This window comes from Nonomuraea sp. NPDC049421, from assembly GCF_040677005.1.
Taxonomy (GTDB): domain Bacteria; phylum Actinomycetota; class Actinomycetes; order Streptosporangiales; family Streptosporangiaceae; genus Nonomuraea; species Nonomuraea salmonea.
The window spans coordinates 88971-103220 of sequence record NZ_JBFAQA010000010.1; the positions used below are offsets into that span (position 1 = coordinate 88971).

At 71.5% G+C, this 14250-nt stretch carries 12 protein-coding genes; 8 read left to right on the forward strand and 4 right to left on the reverse strand.

Annotation, left to right across the window (positions count from 1 at the left end; translation table 11 throughout):
- Positions 1-16 precede the first annotated feature (16 nt).
- On the reverse strand, positions 17-175 hold the full coding sequence (locus tag AB0K18_RS18925; RefSeq protein ID WP_364915516.1) for a hypothetical protein: 159 nt from the start codon (positions 173-175) through the stop codon (positions 17-19).
- A 176-nt stretch (positions 176-351) separates the two neighbouring features.
- Between AB0K18_RS18925 and AB0K18_RS18930 the strand changes: the two genes are divergently transcribed.
- Genes AB0K18_RS18930 through AB0K18_RS18960 form a run of 7 tightly spaced genes read left to right on the forward strand, consistent with a single transcriptional unit; the run spans position 352 to position 8609 of the window.
- Positions 352-1527, forward strand: coding sequence for a hypothetical protein (locus AB0K18_RS18930; protein ID WP_364915518.1), 1176 nt, complete (start codon positions 352-354; stop codon positions 1525-1527).
- Positions 1527-3653 carry a tetratricopeptide repeat protein gene (locus AB0K18_RS18935; RefSeq protein ID WP_364915520.1) on the forward strand — a complete coding sequence of 709 codons (2127 nt, stop codon included), beginning with the start codon at positions 1527-1529 and terminating at the stop codon, positions 3651-3653. Before AB0K18_RS18930 ends, AB0K18_RS18935 begins: the two co-directional genes overlap by 1 nt.
- A complete protein-coding gene (locus AB0K18_RS18940; protein ID WP_364915522.1) occupies positions 3653-4492 on the forward strand; it encodes a protein phosphatase 2C domain-containing protein in 840 nt (279 codons plus the stop codon). Before AB0K18_RS18935 ends, AB0K18_RS18940 begins: the two co-directional genes overlap by 1 nt.
- Positions 4485-5771 (forward strand): VWA domain-containing protein, encoded by a 1287-nt coding sequence (locus AB0K18_RS18945; RefSeq protein ID WP_364915525.1) that lies wholly within the window; start codon positions 4485-4487, stop codon positions 5769-5771. Before AB0K18_RS18940 ends, AB0K18_RS18945 begins: the two co-directional genes overlap by 8 nt.
- On the forward strand, positions 5771-6427 hold the full coding sequence (locus AB0K18_RS18950) for an FHA domain-containing protein (protein ID WP_364915527.1): 657 nt from the start codon (positions 5771-5773) through the stop codon (positions 6425-6427). Before AB0K18_RS18945 ends, AB0K18_RS18950 begins: the two co-directional genes overlap by 1 nt.
- Entirely contained in the window at positions 6424-7806 is a 1383-nt protein-coding gene (locus AB0K18_RS18955) for a hypothetical protein (protein WP_364915529.1), read from the forward strand. The genes AB0K18_RS18950 and AB0K18_RS18955 overlap by 4 nt, the downstream gene beginning before the upstream one ends.
- Positions 7803-8609 carry a transporter substrate-binding domain-containing protein gene (locus tag AB0K18_RS18960; protein WP_364915531.1) on the forward strand — a complete coding sequence of 269 codons (807 nt, stop codon included), beginning with the start codon at positions 7803-7805 and terminating at the stop codon, positions 8607-8609. Before AB0K18_RS18955 ends, AB0K18_RS18960 begins: the two co-directional genes overlap by 4 nt.
- A 44-nt stretch (positions 8610-8653) precedes the next feature.
- Here AB0K18_RS18960 and rpoD read toward each other — a convergent pair whose 3' ends face one another.
- Together rpoD and dnaG are read right to left on the reverse strand one after the other, a co-directional pair.
- Positions 8654-9790, reverse strand: coding sequence for an RNA polymerase sigma factor RpoD (rpoD, locus tag AB0K18_RS18965; RefSeq protein WP_364915941.1), 1137 nt, complete (start codon positions 9788-9790; stop codon positions 8654-8656).
- A gap of 321 nt (positions 9791-10111) precedes the next feature.
- The gene (gene dnaG, locus AB0K18_RS18970) at positions 10112-11953 is read right to left on the reverse strand and encodes a DNA primase (RefSeq protein ID WP_364915533.1); all 1842 of its coding nucleotides are present in this window, start codon (positions 11951-11953) and stop codon (positions 10112-10114) included.
- 208 nt (positions 11954-12161) lie between these two features.
- On the opposite strand from dnaG, the gene AB0K18_RS18975 reads away from it, so the two are divergent.
- Positions 12162-13079, forward strand: a complete 918-nt coding sequence (locus AB0K18_RS18975; RefSeq protein WP_364915535.1) for a M23 family metallopeptidase — start codon at positions 12162-12164, stop codon at positions 13077-13079.
- Here AB0K18_RS18975 and AB0K18_RS18980 read toward each other — a convergent pair.
- The gene (locus tag AB0K18_RS18980; RefSeq protein ID WP_364915537.1) at positions 13045-14202 is read right to left on the reverse strand and encodes an FAD-dependent oxidoreductase; all 1158 of its coding nucleotides are present in this window, start codon (positions 14200-14202) and stop codon (positions 13045-13047) included. The two genes, AB0K18_RS18975 and AB0K18_RS18980, sit on opposite strands and share 35 nt — an antisense overlap.
- Positions 14203-14250: the final 48 nt, after the last annotated feature.

Below are 14250 nucleotides of genomic sequence, written 5' to 3' on the forward strand. Positions count from 1 at the left end.
CGGAAGCCCGCCGACGCTATGTCCTCTTGAGCATCTTCGACAGGAAGGCGACGCCGAAGAGGACGGCGGCGATGACGAGCGCCCACTTGAGCAGGGTGAAGACGAAGCCCACGAGGGGGCCGAGCAGCAGGAGCGCGGCGACGACGGCCGCGATGATCAGAAGTACACGTCCCATGCCTGAAACGCTAAGAGATCGTTAAGTGGATTGCAGGCGACATGGGGTTAGATCAGGGACAAGTCAGGGGTCCCCCTAGCTAAAGGAACTAAAGCCGTCGAACCGGCCGTTGGGGCGGTATAAACGGGGCATCGGGGGGCCTCCTCACGGGGAGCGTGATGAGCCTGGGACCACCAATGAGCCGCGAGGGCGCCGATCATGCCCTGCGGGCCCGCGCGGACGAACGCGACCGCATCTCCGGCGACCTGCTCGACCTCGAATCCCACACCACCTACCGCCTGCTCAAGGACGCGTCGTTACGCGGCGCCACCGAGCGGCGCTGGGCCGCGGCGCGGGAGTCGCTGGCCGGTCTGTGGTCCCTGTACGACGCCTACCGCGCCGTGCTGCGCGAGGCGGAGCAGGTCAGGGCGAGCCGCGGCCGGCTGGGCGCGGACGAGCTCGCGCGGCTCACCGAGCTGCTGGCGGGCGAGTCGGTGGTGCTGCGCGCGGCGGCCAAGCCGGTCGAGCGGCGCTCGCTGCGTCCCGAGGCCGACGAGCGGCTGACGCTCGACGCGACCGTGAGCCGGATGGACGCCGCCTTCCAGGAGGTCACGGGCGCGCTCAACGACATCGACGCGGTGTGGAACGCGTTACTCCCCCGGCTCGACGAGGCCGCCGCCGACCTGCGCCGGGTCAGGGAGCTGGCCCGCGAGCTGGGCGAGAGCGCGGACCCCGAGACGGTGTTCGCCGCCGAGGAGGCGGAGCTCGCGCGGCTGCGGCCGGCGGTCGTCGAGGACCCGCTGGGCTGCGCCGCCGGTCCTGAGCTCGACCGGGTGTCGGGCCTGCTGGCCGCCGGCCGGGCGGAGCACGAGCAGGCGATCGTGGTCAAGGCCGAGTACGCCGTGCGCCGCGAGGACCTGGTGGCCGCGCTCGACCACGTACGCGCGGCGGAGAGCGAGGAGCGGCTGGCCCACGGCGCGGTCGTCGTGAAGATCGCCCTGCCGCCGCAGGCGCAGCCGCGCAGCGGGGTCGAGGCGCTGGCGGCTGAGCTGGCCGCGCTGGACGTCTCGGCCGACCCCTGGGTGCTGCGGGCCAAGCGGCTGACGGCCCTGGAACGCGACGTCCGTGCCGCCGAGGAGCGGGCGCGGACCACCGCCAAGGCCCTGTACGGCCTGGTGGGCCGGCGTGACGAGCTGCGCGGGCGGCTCGGCGCGTGCCAGGCGATGGCCGTACGGAAGGGGCTGGCCGAGGACCCCGCGGCGGCAGAGCGGTACGAGCGGGCGCGCGCCCTGCTCTGGAGCGCCCCGTGCGATCTCACGAGGGCGGCCGCGGCCGTCGACGACTACCAGCGCGCGATCCACGGAGGTAAGTGATGAGCCGCTGCGCGCAGCCCGGCTGCACTGGAACGATCGAGGAGGGCTACTGCGACCTCTGCGGCACCGCGGAGAGCCCGTCTCCCGTTCCCACCGGCCCCGCGTCCGTCCCCTTACAGACCAGGCCGGTGAGCAGGTCGGTCAGCTCGCCGTCGAGCAGCGGCAGGTCGCGGGCGGGCGTCCTGGCCACGATCGCGGACCTGCCGTCGATCCCCTACCGCGACCCCGCGACGGCGGTGATGGCCGACCCGCAGGTGCCGGAGGAGAAGCGGTATTGCGCGAACCCGGCGTGCGGCAAGCCGGTGGGCCGCTCCCGCGAGGGACGTCCAGGGCTGACGGACGGGTTCTGCCCGCACTGCCGCACGCAGTTCTCCTTCACCCCGAAGCTGGCCAAGGACGACCTGGTGGCGAGCCAGTACCGCGTGCTGGGCTGCCTGGCGCACGGCGGGCTCGGCTGGATCTACCTCGCCTCCGACGAGAACCTGGACGGCCGCTGGGTGGTGCTCAAGGGCCTGCTCAACACGATGGACGCGGAGGCGCTGGCGGCGGCGGAGGCCGAGCGGAAGTTCCTCACCACGGTCGACCACCCGAACATCGTCAAGATCTTCAACTTCCAGCGCTCGGCCGGCCTCGGCTACATCGTCATGGAGTACGTCGGCGGCCAGTCCCTGCACGAGCTGCGCCGCCAGGGGCCGCTGCCGCTGCGCGAGGTCCTCATGTACGGCAGGGAGATCCTGCACGCGTTCGGCTACCTGCACGAGCAGGGCCTGGTCTACTGCGACCTCAAGCCGGCGAACGTGATCAGGGTCGGCAAGCGGCTCAAGCTCATCGACCTGGGCGCGGTGCAGCCGTTCGGCTCGCCGGTGGGCTCGTCGTGGGTGACGCCCGGCTATCACGCGCCGGAGCTGGAGTCGCGGCCGTCGTCGGTGGCCTCCGACCTCTACACGGTGGCGCGGACGCTGGCGGTGCTGACGATCTCGGGGTTCAGCCCGGCGTCGGGCGGCGTGCCGAACCCGCTGCCCGAGGACTGCGGGCATCCGTCGTTCACCCGGCTGCTGCGGCGGGCGACGGCGGCGGATCCGGCGGCCAGGTTCCAGAGCGCGTGGGAGATGGAGGAGCAGCTCGTCGGCGTGCTGCGGGAGGTCAGCGCGCTGGAGGACGGGGTGCCGTACCCGGCGCCTTCCACGCTGTTCGGGCCTGAGCGCACGGCGGTCGGCACGGCGCTGGCGGAGTCGGATGAGCGGGTGTTCGGGCCGCTCGACCCGGTGGCGGCCGCGGCGGCGCTGCCGGTGCCGCTGACGGACCCCGGCGACCCGGCGGCGGGCGCGCTGGCCGGCCTACTCGGCAGCGAGGGGCCTGAGCTGATCGCGCAGCTCGCCGGCATGCCGCAGACGCCGGAGACGAAGCTGATGCGGGTGCGGCTGCTGGCCGAGGAGGCGTCCGCCGAGGCCCCCGCGGTGCTGGACGAGCTGGAGCGCGAGCTGCCCGGCGACTGGCGGGTCACCTGGTACCGCGGGGTGCTGGCGCTGGCCGCCGGCCAGGCGGACCTGGCGGTGGCGTGCTTCGACGCCTGCCTGTCCGCGCTGCCCGGCGAGCCGGCGCCGAAGCTGGCGCTGGCCTTCGCGCTGGAGTGTGCGGGCCGGCCGGCGGCCACCTGGTACGACGTCGTCTGGCGCACCGACCGCGCCTACGTCAGCGCGGCCTTCGGGCTGGCCAGATCGGGCCGGATGGAGGTGCTGGACGAGGTGCCCGCGACGTCGGTCTACCGGGTGGCGGCACAGGTGGCGCTGGCGGCCTCGGTCGTACGGCGGCCGGACCTGACCGGGCTGCAGCCCTCCGACCTGGTGGCCGCGGTCGATCGGGTGAGCAACCAGAAGGGCCTGGACGCGCGGCACCGCGACGTCCTCACCGCCGAGCTGCTGGGCGGCGCGCTGGCCTGGCTGGAGACCGATCCGCCGGCACCGCCGAAGGGCATGCGGCTCGGCGGGGCGCCGTTCACCGCGCAGGGGCTGCGCAGGCGGCTGGAGTCGATCTACCGCAGGCTGGCCGTGCAGGCCGACTCCCGGCAGGAGCGGCACGCGTTCATCGACCTGGCCAACTCCGTGCGGCCGAGGACGTGGTGGTGATGGGCGTGAGGTGTCCGGTCTGCGAGCGGCCCGTGGTGGCCGGCGACACGTACTGCGAGGCGTGCGGGCATCCGCTGGGCGCGCCCGCCTGCGCGGCGTGCGGGGCGGCGGCGGTGGACGCCGACGGCTACTGCGAGCGGTGCGGGGTGCGCCAGCCGACCGGCCGCGACCACGCCGAGCTGGTGCTGCCCGGCGGCGCGGCGGCGGTGACCGACCGGGGGCTGCGGCGGGCCCGCAACGAGGACGCGATGGCGCTGCGCGAAGCCGGCGCTTCGATCGTGAGCGTGGTGTGCGACGGCGTCGGCAGCTCGCCGAGGGCCGACGAGGCGTCCGCGGTGGCCGTCGAGACCGCGGCGGCGGCCCTGGCCAGGGGGCTGCCGGACGAGGAGGCGTTCGCGCTGGCGGGGCGCGCGGTGACCAAGCTCGCGACCTCGCTGGACGACGCCCCGGCCTGTACGTACGTCTCGGTCGTGGCCGAGCCCGCCGGGAGGGTGCGGCTGGCGTGGGCCGGGGACACGCGGGCGTACCTGCTGCCCGGCGGCGAGCTGCTGACCGAGGACGACGTGGTGCCGACCGGCGAGATCACCGCCTGGCTCGGGGCCGACGCCGACACGGCGGCGCCGCACATGCGCACGTTCACCCCCCAGAGCACCCCGCAGGGGCCCGGCCTGCTGCTGGTGTGCAGCGACGGCCTGTGGCGCTATCTGGACGGCTACGCCTTCCCCACGTCCGGCACCCCGGTCGAGATGGCGCGCGAGATGCTGCGCCACGCGCTCGACTCCGGCGGCCAGGACAACGTGACCATTGTCGTGATTCCTCTAGGAGACCCCCATGAGTGACCAGCCGGCCTTCACGCTGACCATCGACCAGAACAAGTACCTGTCTCTTGACGGCCGTGAGGTGCACGCGATCCTGACCGTCGGCGCGACCGGCGCGGCGGCCGTGCGGACGTCGGCGACGGAGGCGGCCGAGGTCATCATCGTGGACACGTCGGGTTCGATGAGCGGCAGCAAGATCCGCGAGGCCAGGATGGCGGCGGTGACGGCGGTGCAGACGCTGCGCGACGGGGTGCACTTCGCCGTGGTGTCCGGGACGAACCGGGCCAAGGTCGTCTATCCCCCGTCCGGTGACCACCTGGCCATGGCGAGCCCGGCGACCAGGGCCGAGGCGGAGCGGGCGATCTCCCGGCTGAGCGCCGGCGGCGGCACCGCGATCGGCGAGTGGATCAAGCTGGCCGGTCACCTGCTGACCGCGCACCCCTCGGCGATCAAGCACGCGCTGCTGATGACCGACGGGCAGAACAACCAGAGCGACGACACCTTCGCCGACGTGCTGGCGGCCTGGAGCGGCAAGTTCGTGATCGACAGCCTGGGCGTCGGCGACGACTGGGTGCCGGCCGAGCTGCGCAAGGTGGCCGAGGCGATGCTGGGCACCTTCGACTTCGTACGCGACCAGGGGGACCTGCCGGAGTACTTCCGCAGGCTCACGCAGACCTCGATGAGCAAGACCGTGCCCGACCTGACGCTGCGCGTGTGGGTGCCGCAGGCGGCGCGGCTGAAGTTCGTCAAACAGGTCTCGCCCACGATCCTCGACCTGACCGGCAAGCGCACCGACGTCAACCCGCTGACCGGCGACTACCCGACCGGCTCGTGGGGGCAGGAGGAGCGCGAGTACCACATCTGCGTCGAGGTGCCGCAGGGCCAGATCGGCCAGGAGATCAGGGCGGGCTGGGTCAAGCTGGTACGTCCCGACACGCAGGAGGTCGTGGCCAGCGGCAACGTGCTGGCGCAGTGGACGGACGACCTGGCGCAGTCCACCCGCATCAACGGCAAGGTCGCCCACTACACCGGCCAGGCCGAGCTGCACGACCTGATCCAGGACGGGCTGAGCGCCCGCGCGATGGGCGACACCGACACCGCCACCGCGCGGCTGGCCAAGGCGCACCGGCTGGCCGCCGAGTCGGGCCGCGAGGACACCGCCCGGCTGCTGGAGAAGGTGGTGGAGGTCGATCCGGCCACCGGCACCGCGCGGCTGCGGCGGGCCGTGGACAAGGCGGACGAGATCGAGCTGGACACCGGGTCGGTGCGGACGAGCCGGCTGCGCAAGGAAGGAAGCTGATGACGACCTGCCCGCAGGGGCACCCGTCGGGGGCCGACGACTACTGCGACTTCTGCGGCATCCAGATGGCAGGACCGGCCCGGCCGGCGTCCCGACCGGTCCCTCAGCCGCAACCCCGGCCCCAGCCCCAGTCCCCGTCCCAGCCTGCTGAGGACTGCCCGGTCTGCCGTACGCCGCGGGCCGGGCAGTTCTGCGAGGTGTGCGGCCACGACTTCACCGGCGCCGCACCCGTGGCCGCGCCGGTGACCGGGGTCAGGTGGGAGGCCGTGACCGCCGCCGACCGCACGTACTACGAGAAAGTGGTCGCCGAGGGCGGGCCCGACGCCGCGGCGATGGCGTTCCCGCCGTACTGTCCCGAGCGCTCGTTCCCGCTGCACGGCGACCAGGTACGCATCGGGCGGCGCAGCCGCGCCAGGAACCTCGCGCCCGAGATCGACCTGACCGGGCCGCCCGAGGACCCCGGCGTCTCCCACCTGCACGCGGTGCTGCTGGCGCAGCCCGACGGCTCGTGGCTGCTGGTGGACCCGGGCTCGTCCAACGGCACCCAGGTCAACGGCCGCACGCTCCAGGTCAACGTGCCGACCAGGATCGGTCCCGGCGACCGGATCCACCTGGGCGCGTGGACGGTGATCACCATCAGGGAGGGCACGCCATGACGATGGTGCAGACCCCGCCGGGCGCGCTCGCGCCGGTCACCGCGTCGAAGCCCGTACGGCGGCGCAGCGTACCCGGCCGCATCCGCGTCATCTCCGGCGTCACGGTCGCCTCGCTGGCGCTGCTGTTCGTCGCGCTCGCCGTCGGCAGCTCCACCGCCCGCGAGGGCCTGCGGGTGATCGGCCGGGACGCCGGCCCGCAGGTCGTCGCCACCGCCGGGCTGTATCTGGCGCTGAGCGACATGGACGCGCAGGTCGCGAACGTGCTGGTGATGGGCAAGGAGTATCCCGAGCAACGCCGGGCGGCGCTGGCCCGCTACGACGAGCGGCGGGCCGAGGCGGGGCAGGCGCTGCTGAAGGCGTTCGAGCTGTCGGGCGACAACGCGGCCGAGCGCACCACCGTGCAGTCCGTGCTGGACGGGCTCGGCCGCTACGAGCGGCTCGCCGGGCAGGCGCTGCTGCTCGACCAGCAGGCCGGCCACGCTCCGGGGGCGCCGCCCGAGAACGTGGTGCGAACCTACCGGCAGGCCACCGACCTCATGCGGCAGGTGCTGCTGCCGCAGGCGTACAACCTGACCTTGGAGAGCGGCACGATCGTGCGCGCCACCTACGACGACAAGGCCGTCATGGTGCCGCTGCTGCGCGTCGCGGTCGTGGTGGCCGGGCTGGTCGCGCTGGGCTGCCTGATCTGGATGCAGGTGTTCCTGGCGCGGCGCTTCCGCCGGGTGTTCGGTCCCGCGCTGGTGGTGGCGACCGTGACGACCGCGGTGGCGCTGGGGTTCGGGGTGCACGTGCTCGGCCAGGACGAGCAGGCGCTGCGGACGGCCAAGTCGGCCGGGTTCGACTCGGTGCTGACGCTCGCCAAGGCGCGCGCGATCAGCAACAGCATGCAGGGCGACCAGAGCCGCTTCCTGCTGGACGAGGAGCGGGCCGACACCTACGAGCACACGTATCTGGACAAGTCGCAGACCGTCCTCTACTACGACGTGGGCAACCTGACCGGTTACCACGACGAGATGCGCGCCGGCTCGAAGGACTTCCTCGGCCTGCTGGGGCCCGAGCTGATCGGCTCCCAGGGGACGGCGGTGTTCGACGCCTACCGGGCCTTCCAGGCGCAGGACAACAGGTTCCGCACGCTGGCCCGGCACGCCACGCCCAGCGAGGCCGTCGAGGCCCGCATCGGGCCCGTCACGGCCGCGTTCAACGCCTACGACAAGGCGCTGGTCGGCCTGACCGAGACCCATCAGAAGGTGTTCAGACAGGCCATCTCGGCGGGCGAGGGCGCGCTGGACAACCTGTGGCGGCTGCTCCCCTACGCCATCGGCGCGATCGGGCTGCTGGTGGTCGCCGGGGTGTGGCCACGACTCAAGGAGTACCGGTGAGGCGGGCGCTCGCGGTGGTGCTGCTCCTGGCCGCGGTGGCGGTCACGGGCTGCGGGATGAACGGGCAGGAGTCGATCCTCGACAAGGACAAGCTGGTCATCGGGGTGCGCTCCGACCTGCCGTCGGTCGGGTTCAAGACGTCGGAAGGCGGATACGACGGCTTCGACGTGGACGTGGCCCGCTACGTCGCGGCCAAGCTGGGCAAGGAGTTCTCCTTCCTCGGCGTGCTGGCCGCCGACCGGGAGAAGGTGCTGCGCGACGGGCGGGCCGACATGGTGCTGGCCACGTTCACGATCGACCAGGACCGCAAGCAGCGGGTGCTGTTCGCCGGGCCGTACCACATCTCGTACCAGGACATCCTGAGCAGGAAGGACGAGCGGATCGCGAACGTGCGCGACCTCGAGAACCGGCGCATCTGCGAGGTGCAGGGCTCGAACGCGGCCCAGCGGGTCGTGACCGAGCGCGGCGTGGCCGCGCGGGTCGTGCCGGTACGCGACTACGCGCAGTGCCTGACGGCGCTCAAGGGCGGCCAGGTGGACGCGGTCACCACCAATGACGTGATCCTCGCCGGGCTGGCCGAGCAGGACGGCTCGGGGCTGCGGCTGAACAACGCGCAGTTCAACGAGCAGCGCACCGGGGTGGGCCTGCCGAAGGGCGACGTGCCGGGCTGCGAGGCGGTCAACCGGGCGATCACCGCGATGTACCAGGACGGGACCGCCGCGAAACTGCTGAAGAAGTGGTTCGGCAAGTCCGGGCTCCAGCTGGGCACGGTCGCGGTGCCGCAGTTCGAGGGCTGCTCCTGAGCAGGGGAAAGGGGACGGCCGTGGCCGTCCCCTTTGACCCGTGATCAGTCCAGGTAGTCCCGCAGCATCTGCGCGCGCGTCGGGTGGCGGAGCTTGGCCAGCGTCTTCGACTCGATCTGGCGGATGCGCTCCCGAGTGACGCCGAACTCCCTGCCCACCTCCTCCAGCGTGCGCGGATGGCCGTCGGCCAGGCCGAAGCGGAGCTGGATGATGCGCTGCTCCCGGTCGGAGAGCGTGGCCAGGATGTCGTCGAGCTGGTCCTGCAGCATGATGAAGGCCGCGGCCTCCATCGGCACGACCGCGTCGGCGTCCTCGATGAAGTCACCGAGGTCGGAGTCCTCCTCGCCGATCGGCGACTGCAGCGACACGGGCTCCTGGGCGATGCGCTGGATCTCGACCACCCGGTCGACCGGGAGGTCCATCTCCTTGGCGATCTCCTCGGGGATCGGCTCGCGGCCGAGATCCTGGTGGAGCTGCCGCTGCACCCTGACGAGCTTGTTGATGGTCTCCACCATGTGCACGGGGATGCGGATGGTCCGCGCCTGGTCGGCGATGGCCCGCGTGATCGCCTGGCGAATCCACCAGGTGGCGTAGGTGGAGAACTTGTAGCCCTTGGTGTAGTCGAACTTCTCGACCGCCCGGATGAGGCCGAGGTTTCCCTCCTGGATCAGGTCCAGGAACAACATGCCGCGGCCCACGTACCGCTTGGCGATGGACACCACGAGCCTGAGGTTGGCTTCGATGAGCCGCTGTTTGGCCCGCGTGCCCTGCCAGACGAGCTCCCTGAACTCAGGGAAGGCCAGACGCGAGACCCCGTTGGCCAGTTTGTCCTCGGCGAACAGACCGGCTTCGATCGACTTGGCGAGCTCCACCTCCTCCTCAGCGGTCAGAAGGGGCACCCGGCCGATCTCCCTCAGGTAGATACGGACGAGATCGCTGGTCGGCGCCCGCTTGCCTACGTCCTCCTCATCGGCGCGGGGGGATTCCTCGTCGCCCTGCGGCTCGAGGACCTCCACGCCGTTCTCGGCGAGCATGCGTACGACGCGTTCCAGCGCGTCGGACGGCAACTCGGATCGGTCAAGCGCGGCTGCGACGTCATCGACGGTTACGCTCCCGCGCTCCCTTCCCTTCGCGACGAGGTCCGCCACCTGATCTACGGATGGCGGTCCACTTGGCAGCACCGATGCACCCACGAAGGACAGTCTGCAGTATTGGTTCCATCAAATGGCAGACCCATTTTTGTCACCGAAGGTAAGGCCATCGTCTTTGCCGAATTGAGATCGCCATAAGGTTTGGCCCGAGTTTGATCAGGAAAGTAAAGTCAATTACGCGGTCTGGAATCTCGCGCCCGGCGTCGCCGTCTGGCCGGACGCATCTCTTTCGCTGCCTTCGTCACGTTGTCCATCTGCTTTGTCCGGCATTGGACCGCGCCACATTCCCTGGTCAACCACCCTGTTTCGGCGCGTTGATCGCAGCCGAACTGTTACCTGAGTGAGCCGGGCTCAGCCGCCGGCGACGCGGTCGCGCAGCACCCGGCGCTGCTGCTCCAGCGCGACCAGCTCGCCGAACAGCTTGTTGTACTCCTGCTGCTCCTCGACCGGGTTGAGCCGCTGGATGCGGGACTTGACCTGGGCGATCGCCCGGTCGACCGGCATCGCCTCGGCCGCGGCCATGATGTCGTTGGCGTAGCGCTGCTCGGCGTGGGCGTCGGCGTGGATGGGCTCGACCGCGAACCTGGTCACCAGCGCGCGCGTGCTCTCCTCGTGGGCCTGCTCCATCAGACGGTCGACCCACTCGCGCCCGCCGTGACCGGCCGAGACGACGCCGCCCGCGGCCACGATGACCTGATGCAGCGCCGAGTGCTCAGGCGTGGTGAACGCCTGCGCGTCGAGCGCGTCGAAGCGCGGCCCGAGCAGCGCGGGCCGCTGCACGGCGAGCTTGAGCAGCTCGCCCTCGACCCGGATGCTCGGATCGACCGGAGCCGCCTGCGGGGCGCGCTGGCGGCGGCCCTGCTGGGCGCCGGAGACCTCGGAGATGCGCTGCATGACGAACCGCTCGTCCATGAACCCGAGCCAGCGGTCGAGGTCGATGGCGTAGCGCTTGCGCAGCCCGGGGTCCTTGATGCCGGCCACGATGGGCGCGGCGGCGTCGAGCGCGGCGATCTTCCCTTCGTTGCTGCGCAGGTCGTAGCGGGAGATCGTGCTCCTGATCGCGAACTGGAACAACGGCTCGCGGCTCGCGATCAGGTCGCGCACCGCCGCGTCGCCCTGCTTGACGCGCAGGTCGCACGGGTCGAGCCCGTCGCCCTGCACGGCGACGTAGGTCTGCGTGACGAACTTCTGCTCGTCGGCGAACGCCCGCAGCGCCGCCTTCTGGCCCGCCGCGTCGCCGTCGAAGGTGAAGATGACCTCGCCGCGGAACTCGGCCTGGTCGAGCAGGAAACGCCGCAGGATCTTGATGTGCTCCTCGCCGAACGAGGTGCCGCAGGTGGCCACGGCGGTGGGCACGCCGGCGAGATGGCAGGCCATCACGTCGGTGTAGCCCTCGACGATCACGGCCTGCGCGCGCTTGGAGATCTCGCGCTTCGCAAGATCGATTCCATAAAGGACCTGGCTCTTCTTGTAAAGCGGCGAGTCAGGCGTATTCAGATATTTCGGCCCGTCATCGGAATCAAGCAACTTCCGCGCGCCGAAACCGATCACATCGCCGGTGGCGTCCCTGATCGGCCAGATCAGCCGGCCCCTGAAGCGGTCGATGGGGCCGCGCCTGCCCTCCCTGGACAGGCCGCCCTTGACCAGCTCGTCGACGGTGAAGCCGCGCCCGAGGAGATGGCGGGTCAGCGCCTCCCACTCGGCCGGCGCGTAGCCCACCCCGAACGTCTCGGCGTCGGCCCGTTCGAACCCGCGCTCGGACAGGAAGCGCCGCCCTGGGGCCGCGTCGGGGCTCATGAGCTTGTCGGCGTAGAACTCGGCCGCCGCCTTGTGCGCCTCGATCAGCCTGGCCCGCTCGCCGTGGTCGCGGCGCGGGGCGTAGCCGCCCTGCTCGTATTGGAGCTGGATGCCGGCGCGCTGGGCGAGCCGCTCGACCGCCTCGCTGAAGGTGAGGTGCTCGATCTTCTCGACGAACGTGATCACGTCGCCGCCCTCGGAGCAGCCGAAACAGAAGAACATGCCGCGCTCGGGGGTGACGTTGAACGACGGCGTCTTCTCGTCGTGGAACGGGCACAGCCCCTTGAGGTTGCCGCCTCCGGCGTTGCGCAACTGGATGTGCTCGCCGATCACATCGGCGATGGGGGAACGCTCGCGCACGAGCGCGATGTCGACGTCACGGATCCGGCCAGCCACGCCGGTGAGTCTATTCCGCCCCACCGACGGTTCGGCTCACCGCGGGTGTCCCGGCATGGGTACCCGGCATGGATACACGGAATGGGGAACGGGGAGGTAGCGGAGGGTATCCGCGCGGCTGCTAAAGGAGGAAAGCGGCAATGCGGGGGCTCCCGGTCGGCTACAAAGGTAAAGGTTGTCGGTGGAAACGGTGACACGGGTGGAGAACATGCGATCGGGGCATATCGGACGATGGGCGGCCGTCACGGGCGCCGTGCTGCTGACCGGTGCCTGCAGCCAGGCCGGCCTGGCGGGAGTCGGCGCGAACCGGCCGGTCGCACCCGCCACCGTGCCGGCGTCGGGCCCCGCGGGCGGCGGCGTGGCCGAGCCGACGCCGACCCTCTCCTCCTCGCCCTCGCCCAGCCAGGCGGCCGGGAAGCCCGAGGGCGACGACCCGGTCAAGGTGCCGCCGCCGAAGCTGTCGAAGTACACCTACACCTTCCCGGTGAAGGGCTGTAAGACCACCTACCAACGCAAGCTGCTGGTGCTGCCCAAGACGACGATCTGGGCCAAGCAGGGCTGCTCGTTCGTGGCGCCCGTGGACGGCGTCGTGGACGAGGTGAACACCTCCGACACGTGGTCGCCCGCCACGGACGCGGGAGCGGCGCGCGAGGGCAGGTTCGTCACGATCATCGGCACCGACGGCGTGCGTTACCTCGGCGGCCACCTCGACTCCGTCGCCGGCGGGATCAAGCCCGGCACGAAGGTCAAGGGCGGCCAGGTGCTGGGGAAGGTGGGCAGGTCGGGCAACGCCCGCGACACCGGCTCGAACCTGTACTTCGCGATCTCGTGGAAGACCGGCCCCGCCTACTGGTGGGTGCGCAGGGGCATGGTCGAGCCGTGGGACTATCTCGACGCCTGGCGCAAGGGCAACCGCACGCTCTCGCCCCGTGAGGAGACCATGAAGCTGCGCGGCAAGCTGGGCGAGACCCCGCGCTGCACCGTGCAGTGTCTGGGCAAGGTGGCTCCGGCGCAGACGACCACCAGCACCCCGAAGCCGACCAGGAAGCCCAAGCCGCGCAGGACGACCAGCGAGGAGGACGTCGTCACGCTCAACCCGACGATAGCTCCTTTGCGTCCACAGTGACCCCCGACCTGATCAGCTCCTGGATGCCGGCCACGACGTCCCAGACGTTGACGTTCATGCCGGCGATCACCCGGCCCTCGCGCAGCCAGTACGCGGTGAACTCCAGCCCGTCGGGGTCGCCCCGGTAGACGATCTCGTCGTGGCCCGAGACGTCGCCGGAGAACTCCATGCCCAGCTCGTACTGGTCGGTGTAGAAGTACGGGACGCGGTCGTGGACGGCCTCGTGGCCGAGCATCGACCTGGCCGCCGCGGGACCGCCGTGCAGGGCGTTGGCCCAGTGCTCGACGCGGATGTGGCGGCCGTACAGCGGGTGGTAGGACTCGGCGACGTCGCCGGCCGCGTAGATGTCGGGGTGCGAGGTGCGCAGCGCCGCGTCCGTACGGATGCCCTGCCCGACGTCGAGCCCGGCGTCGCGGGCCAGCCAGACCTCGGGGGCCGCGCCGATGCCGGCCACGACGAGGTCGGCGGTGAGCCGCTCGCCCGAGCTGAGCCGCACGCCGGTCTCGGTGACCTCGGCGGCGGCGGTGCCGAAGCGCATGTCGACGCCCTTGCTGACGTGCAGGCGGGCGAACAGCTCGCCCAGCTCGTGGCCGAGCGCCCGGTTGAGCGCGGTCGGCTCGGGCTCGACGACGGTGACCTCGCAGCCGGCCGCCCGCGCCGCCGCGGCGGTCTCCAAGCCGATCCAGGAGGCGCCGACGACCAGCACGGACGCGCCTTCGGCGAAGCGCCGCCTGAGCGCCTCGCTGTCCTCGGCCGTACGCAGGTAGTAGGCGGGGCCCGGCAGCCGCCTGGGGACGGCTCCGGTGGCGATCAGCAGCTTGTCGTAGGGCTGCCTGGAGCCGTCGGCCAGGCGTACGACGTGGTGACCCGGCTCGATGCGGGTGGCCCGCAGGCCGAGCCGCAGGTCCACGTCGTTGTCGGCGTACCAGGCCGGCTCGTGGACGTAGATGCTCTCCCGCTCGCTCCTGCCCTGCAGGTAGTCCTTGGACAGCGGCGGTCGTTCGTAGGGGCGTTCGGCCTCGGCGCCGATCAGCACGATCTCGCCGTCGAAGCCCTCCTCGCGCAGCGTCTGCGCGGCCTTGGCCCCGGCGAGCCCGGCTCCGACGATCACAAATGTGGCCATGGGCGCAGTATCCGCCCGGCGCGGTCTCCGGAAAAGCGGATGGCGCCA

What these genes read in the sequence shown, in the direction of transcription:
- AB0K18_RS18945 (WP_364915525.1), top strand. Translation starts at nt 4,485, where the DNA reads ATGAGTGACCAGCCGGCCTTCACGCTGACCATCGACCAGAACAAGTAC.
- AB0K18_RS18950 (WP_364915527.1), top strand. Translation starts at nt 5,771, where the DNA reads ATGACGACCTGCCCGCAGGGGCACCCGTCGGGGGCCGACGACTACTGC.
- AB0K18_RS18935 (WP_364915520.1), top strand. Translation starts at nt 1,527, where the DNA reads ATGAGCCGCTGCGCGCAGCCCGGCTGCACTGGAACGATCGAGGAGGGC.
- AB0K18_RS18975 (WP_364915535.1), top strand. Translation starts at nt 12,162, where the DNA reads ATGCGATCGGGGCATATCGGACGATGGGCGGCCGTCACGGGCGCCGTG.
- AB0K18_RS18980 (WP_364915537.1), bottom strand. Translation starts at nt 14,202, where the DNA reads ATGGCCACATTTGTGATCGTCGGAGCCGGGCTCGCCGGGGCCAAGGCC.
- AB0K18_RS18955 (WP_364915529.1), top strand. Translation starts at nt 6,424, where the DNA reads ATGACGATGGTGCAGACCCCGCCGGGCGCGCTCGCGCCGGTCACCGCG.
- AB0K18_RS18930 (WP_364915518.1), top strand. Translation starts at nt 352, where the DNA reads ATGAGCCGCGAGGGCGCCGATCATGCCCTGCGGGCCCGCGCGGACGAA.
- AB0K18_RS18940 (WP_364915522.1), top strand. Translation starts at nt 3,653, where the DNA reads ATGGGCGTGAGGTGTCCGGTCTGCGAGCGGCCCGTGGTGGCCGGCGAC.
- AB0K18_RS18925 (WP_364915516.1), bottom strand. Translation starts at nt 175, where the DNA reads ATGGGACGTGTACTTCTGATCATCGCGGCCGTCGTCGCCGCGCTCCTG.